The following is a 26,414-nucleotide window of genomic DNA, read 5'->3' on the forward strand; positions in this document are numbered from 1 at the left end:
CGGACAGGGGCAGTGTCGAGTCCGGGCGGTCGATCCGGGCGGATGGAGCGGAGTATGGCGCGAGTCTCGACGGACGAGCTGTCCGCCGCCGCAACAATCGGATTGTCCTCCCCGGACGCGGCCGCGTGCCTTCGCGCCGACGGCCCCAACCGTCTGCCGGCCGCCCGTCCCGTGCCGCGGTGGCGGAAACTCGTTGCCGAGCTGACGCACTTCTTCGCGATCATGCTGTGGATCGCCGCCACTCTGGCCGCGATCGCGGGCATGCCACAGTTGGCGATCGCCATCATCGTCGTGATCCTCGTCAACGGGATCTTCGCGTACGTGCAGGAACAGCGGGCGGAGAAGGCCGCCGAACGACTCCGCGACCTCCTTCCGGCCGCGGTCGTCGTGCGACGCGACGGCCAACTGCGCACCATCGACGCGAGCGAGATCGTGGTCGGGGATGCCGTCGCCCTCGCCGGTGGGGACCGGGTTCCCGCCGACGTCCGAGTGCTCGTATCGCACGATCTCGCGGTGGACGAATCCACCCTCACCGGGGAGAGCGAACCCGTCCACAAGTCCGCCGACAGCGAGGCGTGGGCCGGCACCTTCGCTGTCGGCGGCCAGGGTGACGGCGTCGTGACGGCGACCGCGGCCGACACCCGACTCGCCGATATCGCGTCCATGACCGCCGGCGTGCGACGCCCGCCGAGTCCTCTAGCCACTGAGTTGCGACGCGTCGTCCGCACGATCGCGGCGCTGTCGCTCGGGGTCGGCTCCGCATTCTTCGCCCTGTCGCTGACACTCGGCGCGCCCGCGCACAACGGTTTCCTGTTCGCAGTTGGAGTCACCGTCGCTCTGGTCCCCGAGGGCCTGCTACCCACCGTCACGCTCTCGCTCGCGATGGGTGCCCAGCGAATGGTGCACCGGAACGCCCTGGTGCGGCACCTCGAGGCCGTCGAGACCCTCGGCTCCACCACCGTGATCTGCACCGACAAGACCGGCACACTCACCCAGAACCGGATGACGGTCACCGAGGCGTGGACCCCGAACGGATCCCTCACCGTCGCCGGCGTCGGATACGAACCGACCGCCGAGATCACCGGCCCGGCTACGGCACGCGCAGCGGCGGAGCGCCTGGGCCGGACCGCGATCACGGCGTCACAGGGCGGCATCGTCCGCGACACCGACACCCCGACCGGGGATGGCGAATGGGCCGTCGTCGGAGACCCGATGGAGGCGGCTATCGACGCCTTCTCCCGGCGGATCGTCGGCCGTACCGATTCGGTGCGGGCCACGGCCGACCGACGGTACGCGTTCGACCCGGTGCGCCGACGTGAGTCGGTCGTCGTCGGCCGGACCCTGATGCTCAAGGGGGCGCCGGATTCGGTCCTGCCGCGTTGCACCGGACCGGACGACGCAACCGTCGCTGCGGCGCACGAGACCGTCGACGAGATGGCGGCCCGGGGGTTACGGGTCCTGGCCGTCGCGAACCGGGACCTGCCCCCAGGAACGCCCGACGTCGCCGGGGACGCGGTCGACGTCATCGAATGCGACCTGACTCTGCTCGGCCTGTTCGGGATCGAGGATCCGCCCCGGTCGACCGTGCCGAACGCGTTGGCCGACGCCCGTCGCGCGCACATCAAGGTCGTCATGTTGACGGGTGATCACCCCGCGACCGCCGTGGCCGTCGCACGTGAGATCGGACTGGTCGGCGCCGACGCGACGGTGATGGAAGGAGCCGATCTGCCGGCGGACGAGACGACACTCGGTGAAATGCTCGATCACGACGGCGTCGTCGTCAGCCGCGTCTCGCCCGAGCAGAAGCTGCGTGTCGCGAAGGCATTGCAGGCCCGCGGCCAGGTGGTCGCGATGACCGGTGACGGTGTAAACGACGGCCCCGCGCTGCGAGAGGCCGACATCGGGGTGGCGATGGGTGCGGGAGGCACCGACGTCGCACGCGAGGCTGCCGACCTGGTACTTCTCGACGACGACTTCTCCACCATCGTCGCCGCCGTCGAGCAGGGCCGCGCGACGTATGCCAACATTCGCAGGTTCCTCACCTACCACCTGACCGCCAATGTCGCCGAGCTGACGCCGTTCGTGATCTGGGCCCTGTCCGGGGGCCACGTGCCGCTCGCGCTCGGTGTCCTCCAGATCCTGTGCCTGGACATCGGTACCGATCTGCTGCCGGCACTGGCGCTCGGCAGTGAGGCACCCAGCAAGCGGGTGATGACCCAGTCGCCGGAGCGCCGGCACCTGATGGACCGCAAGTTGCTCACTCGCGTGTTCGCGGTGCTCGGACCCGTCGAATCGATCGTGGAGATGCTCGCGTTCATAGTCGTGCTGTCGCTGGCGGGCTGGCACCTGGGCGGAGAGCCGCCCGCAGGTACCGTCCTGGTGACCGCGTCCGGCGCGGCGTTCACGGCGGTCGTGTTGGGCCAGATCGCCAATGCGTTTGCCTGCCGCAGCGCGACCCGGCCGGTCTGGCGGCTCGGGTGGACGAGTAATCGGATGCTGTTGTGGGCGGTCGCGGCCGAGTTCGCCATCCTGCTGCTGTTCCTGACGGTCGGGCCGATCGCAAAAGTCCTCGGGCAGTCTCCGCCGTCGATCGCCGGATGGGTCGTGGCGATCGCGGGGATGCCCACGCTGCTCACCGCCGACTACGCCTACAAGCGGTTGCGCGGCCGTCACCGGCAGGACTAGGGCGTGTCTCCTGGAGTACTGCATCCGGTCGAGTCAGAGGCCCCCGCTGCCGGGGTTGGGCGGCCGCCCTACTGGTCGAAGACGAACAGGATGTGGTGGTCATCCAGGTATCGGATGTTGACCTCACATCCCTTCTGCACGTTCGGCGAGTAGAACCCGGGGATGGTCTCCTCACCTTCCAGGTGTTTCGTCTCACCGTTCTCGCGCCAGGAGAGTCGGTATCGGATCGTCACCGCACCACTGTCGTTTGTGCTGATATGGCGGACGTCCTCCACCAGGGCCCGGATGTCGCGCCCTTGTGATCGAATTCGGTGGTCACGGATGAAGAGGTACGCGATGTAGCCAATGCTGCCGGCGATGAGGACGACGGAGATGATGATGGCGAACGTCATGGCCACTTCCTCGTGCGGATGTCGTCGTTCTTCTGGTCCGTTACCACGCCCGGAATGCCTCCGGAAGTCCTGTCCGGCGCGGCTCATGAGCCGGTCGTCGAAGAACGATCCGTCGGTGAACGACACTGGTCCACAGGCACCCCGCCCTGGCACCCCCCGTAATCCGTCGGGGAAGGGAACCGGCGGTTCGATCGACGACCACTGGTCATCGGTAGGGTAGTCGGCGCGCGACACAACGAGCAGTGTCGCCGATCCAGCCGCCGCTATCCACGAGACACGCACTAGCTAGCTGGCGGAGACCAACTGCGGTAGCAACGAGACCCGCCCTGCGATGTCGCGGGGCAGATAGCTCTCCCGGCTGCGGGTCCAGTCTTGTCCGGAAAACGGGTCGTAGGTCGCGGGCATCGCTATACCGGCTGGGCCGTAAGCGTGGAACCCCGCCGCGACAGTCGTGTAGACCGAACGCCACTGGTGGTCGCTGAACGCGATGACGCCGACAACATCATCGCCAGCGCGTGGGCCGCGCAACGACGCGACCTTCTTCGCGACTCCGTCGGTCGACAGATAGACGAGCGTGCCGTCGGGTGTCTGATCCGGGCCGATTTCAATGACGTCGGTCAATCCATACTTGCCGTGCAGGACCGATGCGATTTCGGTCTGCGCGTAGATCGGTACCGTCCGAGTTCCGCGAGTCGCGACGACGGCGTCCGCCAGCGCCTCGTTGACCGGCCCCGGCTGACCCACCGTCCGCGTCGGATCCACTCCGGCAGGGATCCGGTTGCCGAAACTGTAGGCCACCAGGATTGTGAAGTCGGTAGCTGGTCGGGTCGGCACGGTCCAGAGATCTTGTGGGGATGCTTGCCGCGGTGCCGCGGCCACCGGCTGCGCGATCGCGAATGCCGCGATCACGCACAGCGCGAGTGCGCCTGGATAGGTAAAACGCCTGCGTCGCATAGATTCGCGCATCTCTGTCGCCTTCTCTCGTCCTCGATGGGCAGCCGAACGATGCCATCACTCGGCGACGAATCGGTGAACGCAAGGCATCCGTGTCGCGAGCCGTTGGAGGTGCGAACGGTTATCCTCCGTCAACCCATGGGTTGACCGGGCGCGATCGATCAGAAGACACGCTGTAGGCGGCACGTCAGTCGATACCGTCGGTCACCTGCAACTTCGTCGCCAGGACCGCGGCCTGGGTACGGCGCTCCACCCCGAGCTTCGCCAGCAGCCGCGACACGTAGTTCTTCACCGTTTTCTCCGCAAGGAACATCCGTGCCGCGATCTGCCGGTTGGTCAGTCCTTCACCGAGCAACACCAGCAGTCGCCGCTCCTGCTCGGTCAGATCGCTCGGCAGACCATCCCCGCGCACCTTCGCCGGCGTGGGCCGCCCCACACGGCTGTCGAGGAGGGTGCGACCGGCCCCAACCTCCCGCACGGCCTCCACCAGCTGCATTCCCCGAATATCCTTGACCACATAGCCTTTCGCGCCGGCAGCGGTGGCCTCCCGCATCGCGCGCTCGTCCCGGAACGAGGTGACCACCAAGCAGCGGAGCTCCGGCAGACGCGTGCGGAGTTGGCGACACACATCGATACCGCTCCCGTCGGGCAACCGGACGTCGAGGAGTACGACGTCCGGCCGCAGCGCCGGAATCCGCGCCAGCGCCTGCGAGCGGTTCTCCGCCTGCCCGATCACCTCCATCTCGGAGTCCGCGTCGATGAGTTCGGCCAGGCCACGCCGCACGACCTCGTGGTCGTCCACCAGAAAGACGGTCAACATCCGAGCACCTCCAGGTGCATTCGATCCGATCCTACGACCTGCGGACTCCTACGACCTTGCGGACTCGGCCCAGCCAGGACCGGGTCGCGGACACCGGGACTTCCGGCCCTACCCGCGTGCGACGGACACCGAAACGATGGGGGGACGCGAACGTGTTTGGAGGAGCGACCGTGGACGGTGCCCAGTCCGAATCGCCGATCGTCGTGGGAGTCGACGGATCCGCGACGTCGTATGCCGCGGTGAGCTGGGCGGCGCGGGAGGCCTGGTACCACCGTCGCAGATTGCACATCGTGACCGCGCTGGGTGCGCCCACCCCGTACGGCGACGGAATCCGCTTGCCGCCGAGCTACTTCACGGACCGCGACCGCGCCGTACACGCGCACCTCACGGAGGCCACCGCGATCGCCCGCACCGCACTGACCGACCCGGACGCCACCGAAGTCACGACCGAGGTTCTCGAGGGCTCGGCGCGGCCGGTCCTGATCGAGGTCTCGAAGTCGGCACGGATGATGGTCCTCGGCAGCCGCGGGCTCACCCGACTCACCGCGGTGCTCGCCGGTTCGGTGACCACCGCCCTCGCCACCCACGCGCACTGCCCGGTTGTCGTGATCCGGGGACAGGCAGGTCAGACTTCGGGAACCGGCGCCGTCGTCGTGGGTATCGACGGCTCCGAGAACAGCCGATCGGCCCTGGTCGTGGCGTTCGAGGAGGCGGCGCTGCGCGGCACCGACATCGTCGCGATCCACACCTGGTCGCCGTTCGCGCTGTCCACGGCATTCGACGACCAACTCGACCTGCCGTGGGACCAGGTGGAGGTCGCCGAGCGGGCGGTCCTGTCCGAGAGCCTCGCCGGCTCGCAGGAGCGCTACCCCGAGACCGCCGTGTCACCGATGGTGGTGCGGGGGCAGGCGGCGGACGAGCTGCGTGAGCAGTCCGCGGACATGGAACTGCTCGTGGTCGGCAGCCACGGGCGCGGCGGCTTCGCGGGCATGCTGCTCGGTTCCACCAGCACGACGCTCCTGCACACGGCGACATGCCCGCTGATGATCGTTCGAACATGACCGGCCACCGACCGGAGGGAACGCTGTGGGCAGGCTCGACGCGCAGATCTACCTGATGGCCGGTTCCGCCGTGGATGTCGGCGATGCGATCGCGCGGGCGTTCGAACGGCGCCGACCGTGCGTCGTCAGCGGGCCGAGCGGCCCGGACCCCCACCCCCACCCCGACCTCGACCGCCTTCCGGCAGACGAGGACGGCGGACAATGCCGACCCTGATCGCATACGCGTCGGCTCACGGGTCGACCGCGGGGATCGCCCGCAGCCTCGGCCGGCGGCTGACCCACCGCGGCCTGGACGTAGAGGTCCGCGACTGCGCCGAGATACCTGCCGGCACGCGACCGAGCACCCTGGTCATCGGCAGTGCGGTACACGAGAGCGAATGGCTACCGACGGCGGCGCGGTTCGTGGACCATCTCGCCGCGGGCGCCGAGGAACTCCCCGTCTGGGCGTTCTCGGTCGGGATGGTAGGCGACGAGGGAAGCGCGCTCGCCCGCCCCGTCACGGCGCTGCTCCGACGGATGCTGCGCACCCGCGAGCCGACCGCGGTCCAGCAGCTACGGGCCCGGACCCACCTCCGCGGGCACCACCGCTTCAGCGGCCGCTTCTGCGCCACGGACGCGGCCGACACCGGTCGGGCCGGGCGAATGGTCTTCCGCGCCATGGGCGGCCACTACGGCGACTACCGGGAATGGAGCGCAGTCGAGGCATGGGCCGACGACATCGCAGTCGAGATCGATCGACAGACCCACTCCTGACCGCCGCGTACCCTCTCGATCCTCACGCCCGCCACACCTCGTCGACCGGACGGCGACCCGTCATCGGCGGCGCATCACCACCGGGCCGGGCGCCGATACGGACCACGATCTGAGGGAACGGGAATCGCTCACCCGCGTCGGCGCCCGCATCACCGACCAGCGCCCGGCTCGCCGACACCTCGGTGAGATGCGTCAGGGGGCACGTGGCCAGGCCTCGCGACGTGGCCGTGAGCAGGACGTGCGACAGCGCCTCACCGCTGCGCAGCAGTCCAGTCGGGTGTCGGCCTCGGTGCTGATCACGGCCAGCGCGGCCCGGTCCGGGCCCGATTCCGGGGACGCGAGCGTACCCACCGGGAATTCGCGACCGACCGGGACGGCGCCCTCGGCCGGCAGCGCCGCGCCGGGAATACCCTGGTCGGGCAGCCGATGGCCCGCCCACCAATACAGTTCGGCGTGGTAGGCCGGATCGTAGCGGCGGATCGAGGCGCTGTTCCGCGCCGCCTCCGCCATCCGAGACGGGCCGTCCTCGCCGAGCATCGTCAAGGACGCCCCGAACCGGGGGACCAGATCCTCGTCCACGCCGACGAGATCCGCGGGGCGCGGGGCGGCGAACGGACGGCGATCGGTGCGCCGGTGGGCGATCGCGGTGCGCAACGCATCCGACCGGTTCTCGGTGTCCGCGGCCCGCGACCGGGGCAAGGGCTCGAACGCCACCGTCGCCAGGTGCATCGGGTTCCGCGAGTCGGGGAGTCGCTCGACCGCCGCGCCCCACCCGTACCGGGAGATCACGACCGCGAAATGGTGCAGCACGGCACCGCAACTGATCACCATCTGCCGGCCGATCGGATCGGCGACAGGAACCGAACGGGAGCCGTCGGCGTGCAACTGGAGTCGGCCGCCGGACATGGTCCACCGCCACGGCTGACTGTTGTGCAACGACGGCGCCCGGCAGGCCGTCTCGACTGCCTCTCGAATGGACTGGAGTGCCACACCGGCTGCCATTATCAACCGAGTCTCGTCGCGGCGCCACGGACCGGGGAAGGGCCCAAGGGCCCTTTCCGCACCGACCACGCACCGACCACGCGGGGCCAGGCACGTCCGATGACCTTGGGCCCTGTCGAGCGCACCCGGCCGGGTGTTTGCTGAAGAGCAGACGGTGACCGACCACCGCGTCCCGACCGAGGAGCTCGGACCATGACCGCTCAGCCTGCCCGGACACAACAGCGCTGGACCGCGTCCATCGACCGACTCGGTCTCGCGGACGCACCGTTGGTCGGCGGCAAGGCCGCCAACCTCGGCGAACTCACCCGCAACCACTTCCCGGTGCCGCCGGGCTTCGCGGTTCCCGAGTACGCGTACCTCGCGGCGATGGACGCGGCCGGTATCCGCGCCGACCTCGCCGCGCGCGGCGTCGCATCCCGCACCGCCGACGACGCCCGGATCACCCGCGCCGCCGAGGAACTGCAGCGCCTCGTCCGGGACGTCGTTCTCCCGGAGAACATGCAGGACCAGATCCAGCGGGCGTACCGGGACCTCGGCGACGACGTGTCGGTCGCGGTGCGCTCCTCCGCGCCCGCCGAGGACGCCGCCGACACCTCGTTCGCCGGAATCCACGAGAGCTACACCGACGTCGTCGGCGTCGACGCCCTGATCGACGCGCTCCGCAAGTGCTGGGCGTCGCTGTGGTCCCCACGGGCACTGACCTATCGGATTCTGCGCAACTACGACGACGAGCCGTCGATCGCGGTCGTGGTGCAGCGCATGGTCCGCTCCGATCGCTCCGGCGTCGCGTTCACCGCAGACCCCCGCACCGGCGCGCGGGACCGGATCGTCATCGAGTCGGCCCTCGGCCTCGGCGAGGTGATCGTCGGCGGACAGGTCGAACCCGACACCTACGTGGTCGCGAAGGACGGCTTCACCGTCCTCGACCGACACCTCGGCACCCAAGCCTTCGCGATCGAACCCTCCGACACCGGCGACCGCCGCGTCGAACTCTCGACCGATGACGCCACCGGCCAGGTGCTCGCCGACACCCAGGTGGTGCAGGTCGCGAAGCTGGCCGCGTCGGTGGAAGCCCACTACGGCAAACCGCAGGACCTCGAGTTCGCGTTCGAGGGACCACAGCTGTGGCTCGTGCAGACCCGCCCGATCACCACCCTCGGCGACAGCGGGCAGTCCGCACCCGCGGCACGAACAGCGGACCGGGCAACCCCACTGGCACACGGACTCGGCGCCGGCCCCGGCACCGCCACGGGAACCGCCCGGGTCCTCACCGAACTCGCCGACGCGGCCCGCCTCGCCGACGGCGACATCCTCGTCGCACCCATGACCCGCCCCGACTGGTTGCCGGTCCTGCGCCGCGCCGCAGCGATCGTCACCGACGGCGGGGGAGTGACCTGTCATGCCGCGATCGTCGGCCGCGAACTCGGCCGTCCCGTCGTCGTCGGAACCCACGACGCGACCACCACGATCGCCGACGGCACCCTCGTCACCGTTGACGGGGACCGCGGCACCGTCCACGCCGGCGCGCGCCCTGCGACCACGGAGCCCGAACCCGGCCGCACAGCCGAACCGGTGCGCGCGGCCCCCGCGGCAACGACGGCCACTGCCGTGTACGTCAACCTCGCCACACCCGACGCCGCCGAGCGCGTCGCCGCGACCGACGTCGACGGGGTGGGGCTGCTGCGCGCCGAGTTCATGATCACCGGGGCGCTCGGCGGCGCCCACCCCGCGGCGATGATCGCCGACGGGCGGCGCCAGGAGTACATCGACGAGATGGCCGCCGGGGTCGAACACATCGCCGCGGCCTTCGCGCCCCGCCCCGTCGTCTACCGGGCGGTGGACCTGCGCTCCAACGAATTCGCCGAACTCGAGGGCGGCGACGTCGAACCCGACGAGGACAACCCGATGATCGGATACCGCGGCTGCTTCCGGTACGTCCGCGAACCGGAACTGTTCGCACTCGACCTCGACGTGCTGCACCGGGTCCGGCGGCACCTACCGAACGTGCACCTGATGATCCCGTTCGTGCGGACCCGTTGGGAACTCGCCCGCTGCCTCGCCCAACTCGACGCCCATCCGCTCGGCACCGACCACGGCATGCTCCGCTGGATCATGGCCGAGGTGCCGTCCGTCGCGTACTGGATTCCCGCGTACGCCCGGCTCGGGATCCACGGCGTCTCCATCGGCAGCAACGACCTGACCCAGCTGATGCTCGGCGTCGACCGGGACTCCGAGATCTGCAAGGACCTGTTCGACACGATGGACCCGGCCGTCCTCGACGCCATCGACCGCATCATCGACACCGCCCGCCGCGCCGGCCTGACCACGTCGCTGTGCGGACAGGCCGTCTCCACCGATCCGCGACTCGCCGAGCATCTCGTGCGGCGCGGCATCACCTCCGTCTCGGTCACCGCCGACTCGGCGGCACACACCCGTCACGTGATCGCGTCCGCCGAACAGCGCGTCCTGCTCGAACACGCCCGCGGGCCCTCCCGCGGGGAGGCCTGACCGATGCGCGCCGGCGACATCATGACCAGCCGGATCGTCGTCGTCGGCGAGCACTCCACGCTCGCGCAGGCGGTGCGACTGCTGGCCGGCACCCCGGACACCTCGCTGCCGGTCGTCGACGCCTCCGGGCACCTCGTCGGCCTCGTCACCGCCACCGATGTGCTCGAACGGATCCGGAACCTTCTCGAATCGTCCGACATCGGGGAGGCCGTCGGAGGTAGCGTCACCGATGCAATGGCCACACCCGTCCTCGCCATGACCGCCGACACCGATATCGAGCACGTCGCAGCCGCCCTCGGCGAACCCGGCACCTGCGCGGTGCCCGTCGTCCGCGGGTTCACGCCGATCGGGATGATCACCCGCCTCGAACTGGTGCGGGCGCTCGCACACCGCGAGACCGGGCCCGCACCACCGAGGAGAACCCCATGACCAACGGCCTGCCGAACGGCCCGATCGTCGTCGGTGTCGACGGCTCGCCCACCTCGCGTGACGCCGTTCGCTGGGCGGCGCACGAGGCCGACGCCCACGGTGCGCCCCTGCTCCTCGTGTCGAGTGTCAGCCCCGGCGGCATCGGTATGTCGTCGCCGTTCACCGACGACCTCCGGATCTCCGGTGAGCGGGCCGTCGAGGACGCGGTGGCGCTCGCGGCCGCCGAGATCCCCGGCGGCACCGTCGACACCCGCACCGAGTTGTCGCAGTCCACCCCCGTCAACGCGCTGCTCGAGCACTCACGGACCGCGCGCACCATCGTCCTCGGGACCCGCGGGTTGGGGGAGTTCACCGGCGGGCTCGTCGGATCCGTCACCTCGGCGCTCGTGCGGCACGCCCACTGCCCGGTCGCGGTGATCCCGGGATGGCCCCACCCCGGTGAGCCCCCGGTGGACGGCCCCGTCCTCGTCGGGGTCGACGGCACTGCCGCCAGTGAACCGGCGGTCGCCGCCGCGTTCGAGGAAGCCTCGCTGCACGGTGCGGAACTGGTGGCGGTACACGCGTGGTCAGACCGCGACCTGTCGATCGGCTCCCCGTTCGATCCGTCCGCCGGCACCAGCCGTCTCCCGTGGCTGACCACCGAGGCCGCCGAGCGGGCCGTGCTCGCGGAAAGCCTGGCCGGGTGGCAGGAAAAGTACCCGGACGTGGCCGTCCGTCCGATCGTCGTGCAGGACCGGCCCGTACGCAATCTCCTGATGCGCGGAAACGGTGCCCGGCTGATCGTCGTCGGAAACCGCGGGCGGGGCGGCTTCGAGAGCATGACACTCGGATCCACCAGCACCGCGCTGCTGCACACCGTGACGTGTCCGCTGTTGGTCGTCCGCTCCGCCCCCGGCGATCGGTCGCCCGGGGTCAGTCGACCGGCTTGACCTGGATCTGCTTGGCACCCGACGTCTTCGCCGTCAGCCCCACCGTCACCTCGAGGATGCCCTTCGAGTAACTCGCGTCCACCTTCTCCTCGTCGGCACCGGCAGGCAACGCCACCGTGCGACTGAAGGATCCGTAGCTGAACTCGGACCGACCGCCCTCGGACTTCTCCTCGGACCGTTCCGCTTCGATCGTCAGTTGACCGTCGGCGACACTGACCTTGATGTCATTCTCCGGATCCAACCCCGGAAGCTCGGCCCGCAGAATGTAGCGGTCGTTCTCGACCCGATCCTCGACACGAATCAGATTGCCGCCGAACGGCGGTCGGAACCCTGTCACCGGGAAGGCGTCGAACAGTTCGGACAGGTCCGGAAACACCGAACGGCGCCGGGCCGGAACACTGGACATGATCACTCCTCGCTGTCGTGGAGACCGCGCAATCGGTCGCCACTCCATTCGACTCCGTTCGGTGCGAGGAAGGCAGGGTCCTATGTCACCGAGGTGGTGCCTCGCAGCGTTACCGAGGTGAGACCCGGCAGATCATGATCGGACAACTCGCGTGATGCAGCAGGTTCTGGCTCGTCGACCCGAGCACGACACCGGTGAGCCGGCTCCGCCCCCGGCTACCGACCACCACCAACTGGGCCTGCTCGGAGTGTTCGAGCAGCAGCTTCCCCGGACTGCGTCGCTCGAGGTGACTGACGACCTCCACCTCGGGATGGTCGGTCGCGAACCCCGCCAGCGACTCGGACAGGACCGCTCGTTCCTCGGCCGCCACCCGCGGCCAGTCCACCAACCGAAACGCGCTGTAGCGATCTATCGGCCGGTCCGGGCCCCACGCGTGCACCGCCACGAGCGGAACCCCGAACAGGGCAGCGAACGCGAACGCGGCGCGGACCGCGCGGGTGCTCGCCTCGCTCCCGTCCACGCCCACCACCACCGGGCGGGCGTCCCCGCGTCCGGTGCGCCCGCCCCGGCACACCACGACGGGGCACCGTGCATGGTTCGCGACACGCTGCCCCGTCGAACCGACCAGCGCCGCACCGATCGTGCCCGCCCCGGTGGCTCCCAGCACGAGAAGCTCGGCCTCGTCCGCGACGTCGAGCAGCGCCGCCGACGGCGGCCCCGGATAGATCCCGGTCGTGAACTCGACGCCGGGATGAACGGCGCCGAGTTCCTGCCGGGCACGCGCCAACACGCGGTGGGCCGCCTCGTCCAACTGCTCGGTGAACTGGGCCTGGATGAGCACCGCGGCCTCACTCAGGTAGACCCCGGGAGTCGGCAGCACGTGTGCGACGTGCAGTGGCATCCGTCGCCGCCGCGCGACGCCCGCCGCCCAGTGCAACGCGTCGAACGCCGCCTCGGATTCGTCGACGCCGACCACGATCGCACCCCGGCCGGCGTCGTCCGTCGTGTCCTCACCCGCGTCGGAATCCGTGCCCGTGTCCATGCCGACCTCCACGTCGCCGAGGAACTGCCCGTGCAGCGGACTCTTCCACTACTGGCCCTCGGCCGCCACGGTCACCCGCTCACCGCGGCAACGGCGCCGACCAGCGGACCCGCGTGCCGACGCCCACAGTCGAATCGAACCGAAACTCCCCGTCCACCTCGTCCGCCCGCGCGGCGAGATTGACCAGGCCGCTCGGATCCGGGGGATCGGCGACACCACGGCCGTCGTCCCCGACCTCCACCGACAGTCGGTCCCCGCCCCGCACGTCGACGGAGATCCGGTCGGCCCCCGAATGCCGGACCGCGTTGCTCACCGCCTCCCGGACCACGGCTTCGGCATGATCGGCCAACACCGGGCCGACCGTGTCGAGGCCTCCGCCGATGTGCACCTCCGTACCGATGCGACTCTCCGTGGTCAGATCGGCCACCGCCCGGCGCAACCGGGCAGGCAACGACTCGGCCGCCGCATCGCCGCCGTGGAGGTCGAAGATAGCGGTCCGGATGTCGCCGACGGTGGCCTGCAGTTCGTCGATGGTCGCGTCGAGACGTGAACGCGCCGCGGGGGAGTCGATCAACCTGAGCGTGCCGTGCAGAGACAGCCCCGCCGCGAAAAGGCGCTGGATCACGTGGTCGTGCAGGTCCCGTGCAATCCGGTCACGATCGGCCAGCAACGACAGCTCCTGCTGTTCACGTTGTGCGGCGGCCAGTCGCATCGCCAGGGCCGCCTGATCCGCGAACGACGTCATCAGCGCCAACTGGTCCGCATCGAACGACGAACGTCCCCGACGCCGCAGCGTCACCAGAACGCCGACGACAAGGTCGGACGCCCGCAACGGCACGATCAACGTGGGACCGAAATCCCTTACCGCGCTGCCGAATGCGTCGTACTCGAGATGGTCGGTACTGTTCGGCGTCCGGGTCCGGAAGGCCGCGCCGGAACTGGACCGGCCCACCGGGATCCGTTGGCCGACGGCCCTCGTCGACTCGGGACCCGACGCCACGGTGATCACAAGGTGGTCCACATCGTCCGCCGGTAGATCCGGATCGGACGGCACCGCCACGAAACTCTGGTCGGCATCGGTCAGTTCACGCGCACGATCGGCCACCACCTGCACCGCATACGCGGGATCGCCGCCGGCGAGCAACTCGGTGCTGACGTCCCGCAGCGCCTCGAGCCGACTGCGTCTCGACTCGGACTGCTCGTAAAGCCTCGCGTTGTCGATCGCGATGCCGGCCGCCGACGCCAATGCCCGCACGGTGTTCTCGTCGTCCTCGGTGAAGCAGGCCCGATCCCGCTTCTCGGTCAGGTACAGATTCCCGAACACAGTTCCGCGCACCCGGATCGGTACACCCAGGTAGGTGCGCATCCGAGGATGACCGGGCGGGAACCCCACCGCGGACGGATGCCGCTCGACGTCGTCGAGGCGCAGTACCGCCTGCTCCTCGAATCCCAGGCCGAGAACGCCGCGGCCCTGGGGGAGTTCACCGATAGCGGTGACGGTCGCCGGGTCGATCCCACGGTGGATGAACTGCGCCAAGCGGGTCTGTCCACATTCTCGGACACCGAGCGCCCCGTATCGAGCACCGGTCAGCCGCATGCCCGACTCGACCACGCGGCCCAAGGTGTCGTCGAGATCCAGTCCGGTCGTGACATCGAGTATCGCGTGCACGAGCTTCTCGAGCTGATCTCGTGTCCGGCATGCATCGAGGCTCAACTCGTGTTGCCCGAGTTGAGTACCAGCGCCCGGGTCTGCACCCGGACTCGCACGGCGAGACACACCGCCATTGTCCCATGAGCGCGCGGTCCGGGCCGTGACCTCGAACGATTCGGACAACCAGCGTCATTCGCGTGGTACGCGGGAACCGATCATTACGCCACTGTGACGAATAGACGGGTGGGAGCCCCGGGGAGGGGGAGAGCGCCCGRGGGGCCGACGCAGCAGGTGTGGTCGTCAGTCCACCGCAGGCTGGCACTGCAGCTGCCTTCCCGGGGAACCGCCACCGGCGACCCAACTCCACACCGACGTTATGGCCTCGTACAGCTCGATCCTGCACACGGAGACCGTCGACGTGGCGGTGTCCTACGACTGGAGAGTGCCGAGCAGCGGAGTTTTGAACAGGCCCGGGGCGATCGTGTTCACCCGGATCTGAAGCGACGCCAGATCTCGCGCGATCGGCAGCGTGGCACCGACTATCCCGCCTTTGGATGCCGAGTATGCGGCCTGCCCGATCTGACCCTCGAACGCCGCGACAGATTCGGTGTTGACGATGACACCGCGCTCGCCGTCGACCCACTGCCAGCTGGATGGAAGGAGAAGGCGCCGAGATCCGAACTCCGCAGGCACCGAACGTTCGAGTCGAGCGGGCACCGGCGCACTCGGCCGGACCGACTGCACCGTCCATTTGCCGAGCGCGGTGACAGCTCTGCCAACTGTGGTGGCGATTTGCCGACCAGCGTGGCGATTCACATCCGGGTGAATCGCCACCGTAGTTGCCATTTCTCGGAGTTCTGACCTGCGGAGTGACAACTGAGATGACGACCGTGCGGCGCCTTTATGGCCAATGTAGTTGGCAATTTGTTCAGGCTGCCCGGACGCGGCAGCGGTTCGCGACGTGCGAGTGATACCAACAGCCCGGCAAGTAAGGTCACCAGACTCGGTCACACGTGCCGGCCGGGTACGCAGGACGCCGACTAGCGCTTGATGGTGATGCCCTGGTCATCGATCTGCGCGGCGCAGTCTTCCTGTCTCATGTTTGCGGTCATTACGCGAGCCCAACGAGCTTCCACAAAAGCCGGACGGCCGGTATGGTCGGTGGTTGCGGTTTACGCCCTCGTGATCCGAACGCATGTTGTTGGGCTAGTGGGTGTCTCGGGCTTCGTTGCCAATAGCGAGCTTGAAATCAATGAAGCGGGGGTGGGGAACATCAAGCGGTTGATGCTCTGCAACGTGTCCAAGCAGTACGATCCGGTGGGCCCGTTGGTCCTCGACGGTGTCAATGCGAATTTCGATGTGTCCCGGCTGTACTGCGTGCTCGGTGCGTCCGGCAGCGGTAAGACCACGTTTCTCGAGTGCGCGTCGGGGTTGGCTCAACCGTCCTCGGGCAGTGTGCGGCTCGCCGGCATCGACCTGACGCTCCTGCCGGACCGGAAGCTCGCCAAGCTCCGCAGATCGGAGGTCGGGTTCGTCTTCCAACAGCACTCGCTGATCGAGTCGCTGCCGGTGATCGAGAACGTCCTTCTGCCGGCTCGACTGTCGGGTGCGCCGATGCGGGAGATTACCGCCAGAGCGCAGGATCTACTGGGGAGCGTCGGCCTCGGAGACCTCTCCTCGCGGCTGCCGGGTGAACTTTCGGGCGGCCAGAAGCAGCGCGTCGGGATCGCGCGGGCGCTGGTGATGCGTCCGTCCGTGGTGTTCGCCGACGAGCCGACCTCGGCGTTGGATGACCACAGTGCGGCCGAGGTGATGGCGCTCCTACGCGACTTGTGCGTCGTTCATCAGGCGACCGTGATCGTGGTGACCCACGATCCACGGGCGGCCCGAGCCGCGGACGATGTGCTGGAACTGGTCGACGGCGAGTTGACTGCCCGAGCGCAGCTATGACCGGCGCGTCGATCATCGGTCAGTCACTGCGGCGCAACGATTCCGCGGCCTGGCGGGCGGTCGCGTTCGTCGTCTTCACGACCGCGTTCGTGTGTTCGGCCCTCGGGGCGTTGCTCGGACTGTTCGCGTCCACGAAGCCGAGCACCGATGGAGCCTTTCGTGCCGACACCGCGGCCTTGGTGTCGACTCCTTCGTCGTCGTGCTCGGCAGCAGAGGTCGAGACTCGGCTGCAGAACGTGGACTCCGCGCTTCGCGCGACACCGATCACGATTCGCCGCGCGACCGTCGATGGGGTTCCCACGTTGCTGGTCGGCCGCTCGCTCACCGAGACGATGACCGTCGAAGCACAGCCACACACGGCGGACGTGCGACGCGTCGAGGGGTTGGCGTATTCGGCCGACACCGAGGTTGCTCGCAGCGACCTTCTCGCGGCCGTAGTCGTCGACGATGACGTTCTTCAACGAATCGCCGGGAGCGACCGCGCGGCTGCGATCGCGGTGGCAGGGGCAGGCTCGGCGGCTGCGGACACCGCCGGTGTGGCCGCGGGCTGTGGTTGGTTGGCATCGAACATCGACACGGCGGCGCGCGACCTGGGGATTGTCGAGACACCTGATCTCGCAGGGGCATTGGAGGCAGTTTTGACAATCACGGGGTTCGTCGTACTCCTCGCTGTGGTTGTGTTGTCATCTCTGATGGCGCTCGTGACCGTGCACATGCTGCCGGCGTTGGCGGTGGTGCGCGCCGTCGGCGCCAGCCGGGTGCAGACGGTTCGGCTGCACCTGCAGACGTTTCTGGGTGCCGCCGTGATTCCGACCATCGTTGGTCTCGTGTGCGGCTTCCCGGCGAGTTGGGGCCTGCTCACGTTCTTGCATCGCACCGGAGTCGTCGACCCGCGCGTGACGTGGCGTCTCGGATTCGGGCTGTTGGCCGGGGTGCTGTTGTCGGGACTGGCGGTGCTCGCGGTTGCGGTCCTGTCCGGCAGCGTCTCGATGCGTCGGGTCTGGAAGTGTGCGCCGTCGGATGCGTTGCGGCCTCCTCGCCGGCAACGCTCCTCGCGGACGAAGGGACGACTCATCGGCGGGCTGATTCTGATCGCGGCCAGCGCGACGATGATCRTGCCGATGGTTCTGTTGGACCGAGTGTCCGGGGCCATGATCGGGTTCTCGATGGTGATGTTGCTCGCGCCCATCGCAGCGTTGCTCGCGCCGTGGATCGTGCTGCCGCTGGCCAGCCTGATGGGCGCCGGATGGGCGGTTGTCGATCGTCGGCTGGGCAGACTCGTTGCCGACGACATCAAGTTTTACGACGGGTTCATCGTCTCGGTGGGTACACCGGTCCTGGTTGCCGTAGCCCTTGTCTCGACCTTGTTCGGGTTGCAGCCGACCCTCGGCGCGGCATACGAGTATCAGGCGAGCGAAAGCACCGTGGGCGTGGAGGCGTCGGGAGAGCCCGCCACCGATTTCGGGGATGCGCTCATTCGTGAGCAGATCCCCGGCGCTGACACCCCAGACGACGCCGATTGGACGGTGGTGGGCGTGCCCTCCGCCATGCTCGCAAGTGGTCTGCTCGATCCCGGCTGCACCACCGGGGCCGCGATGGGCCTCGAGGCCGATGAGTTCGCAGCGTCGACGTCTCTGGCAGGCAAACGTGGTTGGGACGTGGGCCAGCAGTACCCCGTCCCGCTACCGGACGGGTCGACACAGACGTTGACGATGCGGTTCACCTACGACCGGGACCTGATCTTCGGCCAGATGCTGATGCCGAATACGACGGTCGCCGCGGCCAGCTATGCGCCGTACTCGGCCGCGCGCCTCGTCACCGGTGCCAACAACGCCGGAAGCACGGCATCGCTTGGCGGCTTGAGCGCTCAGGGGCGGGTCGAGGTTGATCCCAGCTCCGCACTGGTCATTGCGGTCCTCGTGGTCTACTGCGCCGCTGCGCTGTCCGGATCCATCGTCCTTGGCGTCTATGGCCGCAAGAGCGCGCTGCACGCACTGCGTAGGCAGGGCACGACACGTGCGCAGCGGACGACGCGGTTGATCGTCGAAGTTACTGCGGGGGTCGCCGCAGCTGCCGTGATCGCGATCCTTGCCAGCCTGCTGACGCTCTTCCCCACCGCGGTGCTCGGAGAGGGTGTGGCCACACTGCGGCTCAGTGGCTGGACCTGGGTGGTCAGCGTGGGCGCCGTCGTGGTCGCAGCCGCAGCTGCGGTGATCGGCTATCGCTCCGTCGAACCAGTGAGGTTCCCCCGGACCGGTGGACGCCGAGACAGCAAGATCGCCCACCCAACCGAGGGCATATCACCAACTCGCGCACCGGAGGGTCATTCACGGATGGACACGGAGTCGGGGCAGCATCTCGAATGATCGATTGGACTCGCACGAGTTTACCCGAAAATAGTGGTGCCATCAGGCGTCGTCCGTTCCGTCTTGCGTGGGTATCGCCGGGTATGTCGAAGAATGATATCTTGCGTCAAGTAGTTGGCACCGTGTCGAGCTTGGGGCGGTGCGGGCAAGTCCCGCCCGCACCGCCGGTACTGTCAGGGTTGGACGCGGTGGATGTCCCGGGGGAACAGGGTGGCGTAGCGGATGTTGTCGGCTTCGAGTAGTCGTGAGACAAGTCGCTCGAGGCCGATGGCGAAGCCGCAGTGTGGGGGCATTCCGTGTGCCATTGCTTCCAGGTAGGAGGAGTAGTTCGCGGGATCCTCGCCCCTGTTTTCGAGTGCTGAGACGTAGTCGGAATGGTTGTGCAGACGCTGTCCGCCCGTGACGAGTTCGAGTCCGCAGAAGAGCAGATCGAACGAGTTGGTCCAACGGGGGTCGTCGGGTTGCGGGTGGGTGTAGAACGGCCGCTTCGCGGACGGGTAGCCCTCCACTGCAAGGAAATCCGAGTCGAACTCCGCCTTGGCCCACTTCCCCAGGGTGCGCTCATCCTCCGGCGACAGGTCAGGTTCGCCCAGGGGGGCTCCGACAAGTTCGAGCGCGTCGGTGAAGTGCAGGACCGGCATTTGCTCGGGGACCACCGGCAAGTCAATGCTCAGAGCACCCACGTCGTCGCCAGCGGTGTCGCCGATGTGGTCGATGTGGTCGATGACGGCAGCGAGGGTGTCCCGCAGTAACGCGAGGACGTCGCGGTGGTCGTCGATGAAGCCGAATTCGACGTCAAGAGAGATGTACTCCGCCAGGTGCCGGGCTGTGTCGTGTGACTCCGCCCGAAAGACCGGTCCGATCTCGTAGACGCGTTCGAACACCCCGACGAGCATCTGCTTGTAGAGCTGGGGTGACTGCGCGAGGTAAGCGGGCGAGCCGAAGTAGTCGACCGTGAAGACGTTGGCTCCGGACTCCGAAGACTGGTCGACAATCTTGGGGGTCGTGACTTCGGTGAAGCCTGCCCCGTCGAGGTGCTTGCGGAATCCGGCCATGGCGGCCGCTGAGATCTTCCACACGGCCTGGCGTGTGGGGTGGCGCCAGGTCAGTCCGGCAGGTTCGCGACTTCGTCACGGATCGCAGGGTCGGTCACCACGACCTGCGCGAAACCGGAACGGTCTCGGACGACGACAAAAGTCACGGTCGCGAGCCGATCGCGCGCGGGTTGACCGTGGACGAGATGGTCGAACTCTCGGGCGTGTCCCGAGAGGTGTACACCGCAATCGAGAACCTCGCGCACTCCGTCGACATTCGCGAGTTGAGTGCTCTGACACCTGTCCTCGGGCTCACCGCCGCGGAGGTGCTCGATTCAGTGCAGGCTGCCGGGCTCGAGTAAGGAGCCACCTGGCGCTGCTTCTGATGCCCGATAGCCGCTGACGCTCGCGGGGATGGCCCGATCCACTGAGACCTCCAAAGCGCGGATACGGAGGGTTAGCTGCGCGGGCGATCGGCCGACACCGACGGCTACAGCCTGCGGGGGTGACCGAATTTGGTTGCCGCGACGGTGAGTGCAATTGCGCTGCCAAGACCGATCCATAGGAGCCCGGCGATCGGGTAGTAGAGCAACCACAGCGCGAACCGGAGTTGGATCAGGATGAAGGGGGCCAGAGCGAGCGCGCGGAGCGCGGGGAGTCTGCCTGTGCGATACAGGACTTCGGCGAGTAAGCACACGACGGTGAGGACGGCGAAGAACGGCAGGTTGATCCACTTGAGCGCGTTCTCCCAGTAACTCTCGCCCGACTCCCAGCTGACCCGTTCGGACGGGTAGTAGCCCATGGCAACCCCGGACACCCAGTAGAGGGTGGGCCCAGAGGCCACCCGCACAAACAGGCGCTGTGTGCGTTCGCCGTCAGCAGTGCCGGATCCTCTGTCGGGGATACCCATGGCTGGACCGTAGCCGACGCGTGTACGCAACCAGCACGCGCCTAGCGGGGTGAACCTGGAGCACCTGGTTCACCCCGCGGTTGGCGAGCCGTTGCGTCAGCTACCGCGCGATGCGCCCTCGCCGGTACTCCCGTCCACCCCACACACCGGACTGAGCGGTGGCGGCCGCGTAGTCGCCGCACTCGGCCGCGATGGGGCAGCGTGCGCAGACCCTGGCGGTGTAGTCGAAGGGCTCGCTCGGGTCCGGGAACCATCGGTCGGGGTGGCGACGTCCCAGTCGGTGGTGTCGTCGGTGGCTGGCAGCAGGTCAGCGAGGGTCATCATGGTGGTCATCGGTTGTGCCTCCTTTCAAGGCGATTCACGGGGTGGGGGTCAGGTCGCGCCAGATCGCGCGCTGGCGCTTGAGGTCGGCTCGGGGTGCCCGGGGGATCCACAGCAGCGGCATGCCGGCCTCCTCCGGTGTGCGGTCGGCCTTGACCTGGTTGCAGGGGGCGCAGGCGGCGACGAGATTGCCGTACGACTCGTCTCCGCCTCGACTTTTGGGGAACACGTGGTCGACGGTGTCCGCGCCCTTGCGGCCGCAGTACGCGCACCGGTAGTGGTCGCGCGCCAGGATCGCGGGGAACGTGGCCCGGGTGTCGTCGTCGACGATCGGCCGGGGCGGGGTGTGGACGTACTCGAGCAGTTGGATCGTGCGGGGGAGCGGGATCGCGACGTGCTGGGAGCGCACCACGAACCGCGGCGTGTGCTCGACGAGCGTGACAGCGAGTTCTTCGGCGACCAGCACCACCGCGCGTGCGGCGGGTACGACGTCGAACTCTTCGTACGTCGCGTTGAGCACGCGTACGCGGGTGTTCATCCAGGTGATCGCGGTGATCGCGGTGGGGGATGTGCGGGCCATGACAATCGACAACCTGCGTTCTCTCGCAGGGGGAGTGGCGGGTTCTCGAGGTGTGCGTGGCCCGTGCCGACCAGGGTCGGCCAACAGGTCACCGGAAGGTGAGTGTCGTCTCGGGGGCGAACACGCCCCGAGAAGAGGGGCGTCAGAGGACGCGGAATCCAGCTGCAGTGCCGGGGTTTTCGGAAATCCGGACCAGGCGCTGAATCAGCCGGTGCTGCATGCACTGCGAGTACATGTTGGTGTACATCCGACTGCTCCTTCCTGATCGTTGACTGACTTCCGGCTGTCCAGTGTGCCACGACTCGAGGCACATTCCGAGGATTTGTTGCAGATCGCCAGCGCAAGCCATGGCGCGGCAGCGACGAAATGAGAAGGGGCCTGCGAGCATTGAACTGCTCCCCGGAAGTTGGACTGAGAAATTCAGTTCCGACTTCCGGGGAGCAGTTTTGAGGCCGACGAGTTCACTGTCCGAGGACCAGCGGGTCACAGCGGTAGCGTTGTTCGAGTCAGGTTGGGCCGGTCAGGCGGTCGCGAGGATGTTGGGTGCGAGCCACTCGGCGATCGATCGCTTGTATGACCGGTGGCGGGTTCGAGGCAGAGGAGCGCTGGTGGCCAAGCGTCCGGACAGACGGTCGTACTCGTTCGAGTTCAAACTCGAGGTAGTGCGCCGGTTCCTTGCGGGCGAAACGAAAGTCGCCCTGGCGAGGGAGTTCGACCTGTCCTCGCCGAAACTGATCGAGACGTGGGCGCGCACGTACCGCAACGAAGGCGAGGACGGGCTGCGTCCGAGACAGCTGGGTCGTCCTCCGAAGCCGGCCGATGCCGAGCCGGGTGAGGTCAGCGAGCTCGAACAGCTGCGCCGGGAGAACGAGGTGCTGCGGGCGCAGGTCGCCTACCTGGGAAAATTGCGGGCCTTGAGGGCGCAGCAACGACGGTGAGGGTCGATGCCGTCGTCTCCCTCAAGGCCGAGCACCGTCTCGATGTGCTCCTCGACGTTGCCGGGCTGGCCCGGTCGACGTTCTTCTACCAGCAGGCGCGCCGGCACGCCCCGGACCCGAACGCCGAGCTGAAGGCCGCGATCACCGACGCGTTCGAACACTGCCGCGGCCGCTACGGGCACCGCCGCATCCACCAGGTGCTGGTCGGGGCCGGCTGGCGGGTGGCGAAGAAGACCGTGCTCGCGTTGATGCGCACACTCGGCCTGGTCTGCAGGGTCCGCCGCAAGCGCCGATACACCTCCTACCAGGGTCGGGTCGGCGTGATCGCGGCGAACCTGCTCGACCGCGACTTCACCGCCGACGCCCCGAACCGCAAGTGGGTCACCGATGTGACCGAGTTCCGGGTCGGTGACCGGAAGCTGTATCTGTCGCCGATTATGGATCTGTTCGACCGCCAGATCATCGCCTACTCGCTCGGGCCGTCACCGAGTCTGGAGCTGACCAACAGCTCCCTGCGATCGGCCCTCGCGACCGTCGACGACGGGAAGAACCTGCTGGCGCACTCCGATCAGGGATTCCAATATCAGCACCCGTCATGGCGGCAGCTACTCGCCGATGCCGGTGCGAAACAATCGATGTCCCGCAAGGCGAACTGTTACGACAACGCGGTGATGGAGAACTTCTTCGGCCACCTCAAAGAAGAACTCTTCCACCACACCCGATACCTCGACATCGACGCCCTGGCCACCGCCCTGGACGACTACATCCACTGGTACAACACCGAACGGATCTCCACACGACTCGAGGGCCTGAGCCCGGTGCAATACCGGGCCCAGGCCCTCGCCGCCTAGGCTTTCACTTAGCCAGTCCAACAATCGGGGACCAGTTCAAATTTTTGCTCGCAGGCCCCTTCCTGCTGCGGAGGCTAGCCGAGTCGTTCGGGGGGTCCGGCGCCTTGACGGTTCTCGCGCGGTCCCCTGCAGGATCCCGTCAGGGCAATCGTGCTTCTATTGGCGGGGTGTGACCTCGAATCCAGCTACGTTGTAGACGTCGCTGGTGGTGGCCAGGGAATTGTGTCCGCTCGCCGACGGGGTGCTGGCGCGCAGGTTCACCGCCCAGTTGAGCGATCCCAGGGGGCCGCAGCCGGTCGCTGCGGGCACCGCGAATGTGGTGTCGGTGTGCGGTACCGCCCGGAACACGGCTCCTGGGGTGCCGCCGCCGATCGGTTCGGACGGCGGGTTCCCGGTGGTCTTGAGGTTGAGGGTGATCGGGTTGGATTCCGATCCGAGGTAGCACTTGTCGCCGAGGAGTGGGTTCTCGAGCTTGAGCCGCACCGGCATGGACACGGCGGCGTCCAGTACGTCGACGGACGGCATGCCGACGGCTTCGACTGTCGATTGAATCTGGGTGAGGTTCAACGGCGTGTCGATGCCGAGTGCACCGCCGGGCACGGTGATGGGGGTTGATGTGACACCGAAATTGGTGCCGGGCTCCGGGATGAAGACATCCTTCCAGTCGTTTCCGTCCTCGACGTAGGTCACGCCGCCCGCGATCTTGAGGCCCCCGTCGGGGACCGGTACTTTCAGTCCGCCGATCTGCATTTCGCCGCCGCGGACGACGACGGTCACACAGGTGCCGATGTCGTCACCGGCGACCGGGCATTTTCCCCACCCGTCGAAGGTGAGGGGTTCTGACGCTGGGTTACCGGAGGAGCCGAGTGAGCTGGTGCTGAGGCTGCCCAGTGAGCCGGAGACCGGGCTGCCCGATGACCCCGAACTGCTCGAGTTCCCGGACCCTCCCGACGACTCCGAACCGCTGGAGCTGCCCGAGCTTCCCTCCGATCCCGAACTTGCGGCTGACCCTCCGTCTTGCGCGGAGGCGATTCCACCCCCGAGGACCGCGAGGGTTGCGGCGATTGCCGCGACGGGGAGGGCCTTGGATCTGATCTTGCGAATGGTCATGTCATTCCTGGATTTCTTGTAGGGGTGTGCGTCGAATACCTTTGGTGGAACCGAGGTTCGGCGGGCCTTCCACGCGAAAGGCTCGCCGAACGTTCACGCGCCAATGCCTACGTGATGTTGACCCCGGGGAAGAACAGGGCACCGTCCATGGTCGCCGTGCCCGGACCAGCGGCGGGGCAGAACGTCGTACCGCCATTGGACGTGAAGTTGATCGGGCCCGCACCCGTCGCCGTCGCCTTGTAGGCGGGGCCGTTGGAGTACGGGAGCGGCGGCGTGGTCGTCGCGTTGACCGTGATCGAACACGCGCCCGAGGTGACCACGACCCCACCGTTCGGGATCGTGATCGTGCCCTTCGGCGAGCCGGAATCGTTGTTCCCGTTCAGGGTCCACGCACCGGACGTCGCGACCGTTGCCGGGCGGCCTTGCAGGGAGCAGCCACTCAACCCGACCGAAGCGATGCTCACATTGACGCCGCCGGTGCCCGTGTTCGTGTTTCCGGGCGACGTGGGGATTGTGCCGGTACCCGTGACGCTGGTGCATCGCAGCACGACCCCGCCGGTGGTCGTGAAGACCATGGGAACGTTCACGTTGGGGGTGACGCTGGTGTCGACGTTGGTCGCAGTGACGGTGCCGCCAGCGGGCGTGATGGTGGTGGCCGCGGAAGCGAGCCCGGTGAATGCGAGTGCGAAAGCGGCAGTGGACGCAGCGACTGCCATGGAGCGAGAGATGAAACGGGACGAAGTCATGGTCTTCCCCTTCATGTTTCTGAGACAGTTGATGTGTTTCATCCGGCAGCCCACGTGAGTGGAACTGCCTTCAATGGCGTGCAGACCGGGACGGCCGTCCGGCTACGCCACCATCCAGGCCGCGGCCGTGTAGATGTCACTGAGCGTGGTCAGTGAGTTCTTCCCGGCTGCAGAGGGAGTGTCGGCCCGAAGATTGACGACCCAGTTCAAGCTGCCCAGGAAACCGCAGCCGCTGGCCGCCGGAACTGAGAAGCTGTTGTCGGTATGCGCGACGTTCGGGAACACCGCGCCAGGGACGGAGCCGATCGGCTGAGACGGCGGATTTCCCGAGGTCGTGAGATTGAAGGTGATCGGCTTGCTGGCCGAGCCGATGTAGCAGTTGTCGCCGAGAAGCGAGTTGGACAGCTTCATGCGGACAGGCAGGCTGACCTTGGCGTCAAGGACGTCAACGGAGGGCAGCCCGACGGCCTCGACCTGCGCTTTGACCTGTGTCGCGCCGAGCGGAGTGTCGACTCCGAAGACACCACCAGGGATGGTGATGGGTGTCGACAGCACGCCGTAGTTCGTTCCTGCTTGTGGGACGAACACATCCTTGAAGTCGCCGCTGGGCAGCAGCTCGTACTTGACGCCGCCCGCGATCTTGAGGCTGCCGTCAGGGATCGGGACGGATAGGCTGCCGATGTTCATCTCGCCTCCGCGAGTGACGATCGTCGCGCAGGTACCGACGTCGGGATCTGCGGTTGGACAGGACGACCAGCCGTCGAAGGTTAGGGGCGTCAATGACGGCCCAGTACCTCCCGTCCCCGTGGAACCTGTTCCGGCCGACGCTATCCCACCGCTGGCGAATGTCACCGCGGCAGCAAGGGCGACAGCCGCACCTGCCCGCAAAACTGAGCGTGATGACCTGCTTTTCATTGCATTTCCTCCACGAAGTGGGGCGTGTAGCAAGGACTGGTCACATCTGCACGTGCCGTAG

At 67.8% G+C, this 26,414-nt stretch carries 28 protein-coding genes and 2 pseudogenes; 14 read left to right on the forward strand and 16 right to left on the reverse strand.

The window, feature by feature from the left end; all coding sequences use genetic code 11:
• The first annotated feature begins 54 nt into the window (after window positions 1–54).
• A complete protein-coding gene (locus tag AB4Z09_RS09140) occupies window positions 55–2,685 on the forward strand; it encodes a cation-translocating P-type ATPase (protein ID WP_442239599.1) in 2,631 nt (876 codons plus the stop codon).
• A gap of 68 nt (window positions 2,686–2,753) precedes the next feature.
• Here the strand turns inward: AB4Z09_RS09140 and AB4Z09_RS09145 are convergent, their stop codons facing one another.
• The 3 genes from AB4Z09_RS09145 to AB4Z09_RS09155 all read right to left on the reverse strand — a co-directional run bounded on the left by AB4Z09_RS09145 (window position 2,754) and on the right by AB4Z09_RS09155 (window position 4,851).
• Window positions 2,754–3,311: a hypothetical protein gene (locus AB4Z09_RS09145; RefSeq protein ID WP_442239600.1), complete on the reverse strand. Its 558-nt coding sequence runs from the start codon at window positions 3,309–3,311 to the stop codon at window positions 2,754–2,756.
• A gap of 51 nt (window positions 3,312–3,362) precedes the next feature.
• On the reverse strand, window positions 3,363–4,043 hold the full coding sequence (locus AB4Z09_RS09150; RefSeq protein WP_442239601.1) for a hypothetical protein: 681 nt from the start codon (window positions 4,041–4,043) through the stop codon (window positions 3,363–3,365).
• A 175-nt stretch (window positions 4,044–4,218) separates the two neighbouring features.
• Window positions 4,219–4,851, reverse strand: a complete 633-nt coding sequence (locus tag AB4Z09_RS09155) for a response regulator (RefSeq protein WP_174910296.1) — start codon at window positions 4,849–4,851, stop codon at window positions 4,219–4,221.
• Window positions 4,852–5,021: 170 nt separating this feature from the next.
• Between AB4Z09_RS09155 and AB4Z09_RS09160 the strand changes: the two genes are divergently transcribed.
• From AB4Z09_RS09160 to AB4Z09_RS09170, 3 genes are read left to right on the forward strand one after another with little or no spacing between them, the layout of a single operon-like run.
• Window positions 5,022–5,912: a universal stress protein gene (locus AB4Z09_RS09160; protein WP_442239602.1), complete on the forward strand. Its 891-nt coding sequence runs from the start codon at window positions 5,022–5,024 to the stop codon at window positions 5,910–5,912.
• 25 nt (window positions 5,913–5,937) lie between these two features.
• Entirely contained in the window at window positions 5,938–6,126 is a 189-nt protein-coding gene (locus AB4Z09_RS09165) for a hypothetical protein (protein WP_429516264.1), read from the forward strand.
• The gene (locus AB4Z09_RS09170; protein ID WP_114722394.1) at window positions 6,114–6,665 is read left to right on the forward strand and encodes a flavodoxin domain-containing protein; all 552 of its coding nucleotides are present in this window, start codon (window positions 6,114–6,116) and stop codon (window positions 6,663–6,665) included. The genes AB4Z09_RS09165 and AB4Z09_RS09170 overlap by 13 nt, the downstream gene beginning before the upstream one ends.
• A 22-nt stretch (window positions 6,666–6,687) precedes the next feature.
• Here AB4Z09_RS09170 and AB4Z09_RS09175 read toward each other — a convergent pair whose 3' ends face one another.
• Both AB4Z09_RS09175 and AB4Z09_RS09180 read right to left on the reverse strand, forming a co-directional pair.
• Window positions 6,688–6,843 (reverse strand): hypothetical protein, encoded by a 156-nt coding sequence (locus AB4Z09_RS09175; RefSeq protein WP_442239603.1) that lies wholly within the window; start codon window positions 6,841–6,843, stop codon window positions 6,688–6,690.
• Window positions 6,844–6,857: 14 nt separating this feature from the next.
• Window positions 6,858–7,667: an Acg family FMN-binding oxidoreductase gene (locus tag AB4Z09_RS09180; protein ID WP_442239604.1), complete on the reverse strand. Its 810-nt coding sequence runs from the start codon at window positions 7,665–7,667 to the stop codon at window positions 6,858–6,860.
• A gap of 192 nt (window positions 7,668–7,859) precedes the next feature.
• Here AB4Z09_RS09180 and ppsA point away from each other — a divergent pair, with 192 nt between their 5' ends.
• From ppsA to AB4Z09_RS09195, 3 genes are read left to right on the forward strand one after another with little or no spacing between them, the layout of a single operon-like run.
• Window positions 7,860–10,175 (forward strand): phosphoenolpyruvate synthase, encoded by a 2,316-nt coding sequence (ppsA, locus tag AB4Z09_RS09185; RefSeq protein ID WP_442239605.1) that lies wholly within the window; start codon window positions 7,860–7,862, stop codon window positions 10,173–10,175.
• A gap of 3 nt (window positions 10,176–10,178) precedes the next feature.
• Window positions 10,179–10,604, forward strand: coding sequence for a CBS domain-containing protein (locus AB4Z09_RS09190; RefSeq protein WP_174910306.1), 426 nt, complete (start codon window positions 10,179–10,181; stop codon window positions 10,602–10,604).
• Window positions 10,601–11,533: a universal stress protein gene (locus AB4Z09_RS09195; RefSeq protein ID WP_217487126.1), complete on the forward strand. Its 933-nt coding sequence runs from the start codon at window positions 10,601–10,603 to the stop codon at window positions 11,531–11,533. Before AB4Z09_RS09190 ends, AB4Z09_RS09195 begins: the two co-directional genes overlap by 4 nt.
• Here AB4Z09_RS09195 and AB4Z09_RS09200 read toward each other — a convergent pair.
• The 4 genes and pseudogenes from AB4Z09_RS09200 to AB4Z09_RS09215 all read right to left on the reverse strand — a co-directional run.
• On the reverse strand, window positions 11,517–11,939 hold the full coding sequence (locus AB4Z09_RS09200; RefSeq protein WP_114722467.1) for an Hsp20/alpha crystallin family protein: 423 nt from the start codon (window positions 11,937–11,939) through the stop codon (window positions 11,517–11,519). The two genes, AB4Z09_RS09195 and AB4Z09_RS09200, sit on opposite strands and share 17 nt — an antisense overlap.
• 109 nt (window positions 11,940–12,048) lie before the next feature.
• Entirely contained in the window at window positions 12,049–12,981 is a 933-nt protein-coding gene (locus AB4Z09_RS09205) for a universal stress protein (protein ID WP_174910308.1), read from the reverse strand.
• A 79-nt stretch (window positions 12,982–13,060) separates the two neighbouring features.
• A complete protein-coding gene (locus tag AB4Z09_RS09210; protein WP_442239606.1) occupies window positions 13,061–14,695 on the reverse strand; it encodes a GAF domain-containing protein in 1,635 nt (544 codons plus the stop codon).
• Between the two features lie 375 nt (window positions 14,696–15,070).
• Window positions 15,071–15,271, reverse strand: a pseudogene (locus AB4Z09_RS09215) (SDR family NAD(P)-dependent oxidoreductase); the annotation flags it as partial.
• A 411-nt stretch (window positions 15,272–15,682) separates the two neighbouring features.
• Here AB4Z09_RS09215 and AB4Z09_RS09220 point away from each other — a divergent pair.
• Together AB4Z09_RS09220 and AB4Z09_RS09225 are read left to right on the forward strand one after the other, a co-directional pair.
• A complete protein-coding gene (locus AB4Z09_RS09220; RefSeq protein ID WP_442239607.1) occupies window positions 15,683–16,582 on the forward strand; it encodes an ABC transporter ATP-binding protein in 900 nt (299 codons plus the stop codon).
• Window positions 16,579–18,948, forward strand: coding sequence for an ABC transporter permease (locus AB4Z09_RS09225; protein WP_442239608.1), 2,370 nt, complete (start codon window positions 16,579–16,581; stop codon window positions 18,946–18,948). Before AB4Z09_RS09220 ends, AB4Z09_RS09225 begins: the two co-directional genes overlap by 4 nt.
• A gap of 173 nt (window positions 18,949–19,121) precedes the next feature.
• Here the strand turns inward: AB4Z09_RS09225 and aspS are convergent, their stop codons facing one another.
• The gene (gene aspS, locus AB4Z09_RS09230) at window positions 19,122–20,027 is read right to left on the reverse strand and encodes an aspartate--tRNA(Asn) ligase (protein ID WP_442239609.1); all 906 of its coding nucleotides are present in this window, start codon (window positions 20,025–20,027) and stop codon (window positions 19,122–19,124) included.
• 161 nt (window positions 20,028–20,188) lie between these two features.
• Between aspS and AB4Z09_RS09235 the strand changes: the two genes are divergently transcribed.
• Window positions 20,189–20,344 (forward strand): hypothetical protein, encoded by a 156-nt coding sequence (locus AB4Z09_RS09235; protein WP_442239610.1) that lies wholly within the window; start codon window positions 20,189–20,191, stop codon window positions 20,342–20,344.
• Window positions 20,345–20,472: 128 nt separating this feature from the next.
• On the opposite strand, the gene AB4Z09_RS09240 is transcribed toward AB4Z09_RS09235, so the two are convergent.
• The 3 genes from AB4Z09_RS09240 to AB4Z09_RS09250 form a co-directional block, all read right to left on the reverse strand.
• Window positions 20,473–20,799 (reverse strand): hypothetical protein, encoded by a 327-nt coding sequence (locus tag AB4Z09_RS09240; RefSeq protein WP_442239611.1) that lies wholly within the window; start codon window positions 20,797–20,799, stop codon window positions 20,473–20,475.
• Between the two features lie 193 nt (window positions 20,800–20,992).
• On the reverse strand, window positions 20,993–21,169 hold the full coding sequence (locus AB4Z09_RS09245; RefSeq protein WP_442239626.1) for a WhiB family transcriptional regulator: 177 nt from the start codon (window positions 21,167–21,169) through the stop codon (window positions 20,993–20,995).
• Window positions 21,170–21,250: 81 nt separating this feature from the next.
• The gene (locus tag AB4Z09_RS09250; protein WP_442239612.1) at window positions 21,251–21,793 is read right to left on the reverse strand and encodes an HNH endonuclease; all 543 of its coding nucleotides are present in this window, start codon (window positions 21,791–21,793) and stop codon (window positions 21,251–21,253) included.
• Window positions 21,794–22,140: 347 nt separating this feature from the next.
• Between AB4Z09_RS09250 and AB4Z09_RS09255 the strand changes: the two are divergent.
• The 3 genes and pseudogenes from AB4Z09_RS09255 to AB4Z09_RS09265 all read left to right on the forward strand — a co-directional run.
• Window positions 22,141–22,329: pseudogene (locus AB4Z09_RS09255) on the forward strand (hypothetical protein); the annotation flags it as partial.
• Between the two features lie 72 nt (window positions 22,330–22,401).
• The gene (locus AB4Z09_RS09260) at window positions 22,402–22,731 is read left to right on the forward strand and encodes a helix-turn-helix domain-containing protein (RefSeq protein WP_258557683.1); all 330 of its coding nucleotides are present in this window, start codon (window positions 22,402–22,404) and stop codon (window positions 22,729–22,731) included.
• On the forward strand, window positions 22,728–23,582 hold the full coding sequence (locus AB4Z09_RS09265) for an IS3 family transposase (RefSeq protein WP_442239613.1): 855 nt from the start codon (window positions 22,728–22,730) through the stop codon (window positions 23,580–23,582). The genes AB4Z09_RS09260 and AB4Z09_RS09265 overlap by 4 nt, the downstream gene beginning before the upstream one ends.
• Before the next feature lie 156 nt (window positions 23,583–23,738).
• On the opposite strand, the gene AB4Z09_RS09270 is transcribed toward AB4Z09_RS09265, so the two are convergent.
• Window positions 23,739–24,359 (reverse strand): hypothetical protein, encoded by a 621-nt coding sequence (locus tag AB4Z09_RS09270; RefSeq protein ID WP_442239614.1) that lies wholly within the window; start codon window positions 24,357–24,359, stop codon window positions 23,739–23,741.
• 440 nt (window positions 24,360–24,799) lie between these two features.
• Window positions 24,800–25,012, reverse strand: a complete 213-nt coding sequence (locus AB4Z09_RS09275; protein WP_442239615.1) for a hypothetical protein — start codon at window positions 25,010–25,012, stop codon at window positions 24,800–24,802.
• Between AB4Z09_RS09275 and AB4Z09_RS09280 the strand changes: the two genes are divergently transcribed.
• Window positions 25,005–25,496, forward strand: a complete 492-nt coding sequence (locus tag AB4Z09_RS09280; RefSeq protein ID WP_442239616.1) for a hypothetical protein — start codon at window positions 25,005–25,007, stop codon at window positions 25,494–25,496. The genes AB4Z09_RS09275 and AB4Z09_RS09280 overlap by 8 nt on opposite strands.
• A gap of 44 nt (window positions 25,497–25,540) precedes the next feature.
• Here the strand turns inward: AB4Z09_RS09280 and AB4Z09_RS09285 are convergent, their stop codons facing one another.
• Window positions 25,541–26,125 (reverse strand): hypothetical protein, encoded by a 585-nt coding sequence (locus AB4Z09_RS09285; protein WP_254622503.1) that lies wholly within the window; start codon window positions 26,123–26,125, stop codon window positions 25,541–25,543.
• Between the last annotated feature and the right edge of the window lie 289 nt (window positions 26,126–26,414).

This window comes from Rhodococcus sp. TAF43 (genome assembly GCF_052113525.1).
GTDB lineage: Bacteria > Actinomycetota > Actinomycetes > Mycobacteriales > Mycobacteriaceae > Prescottella.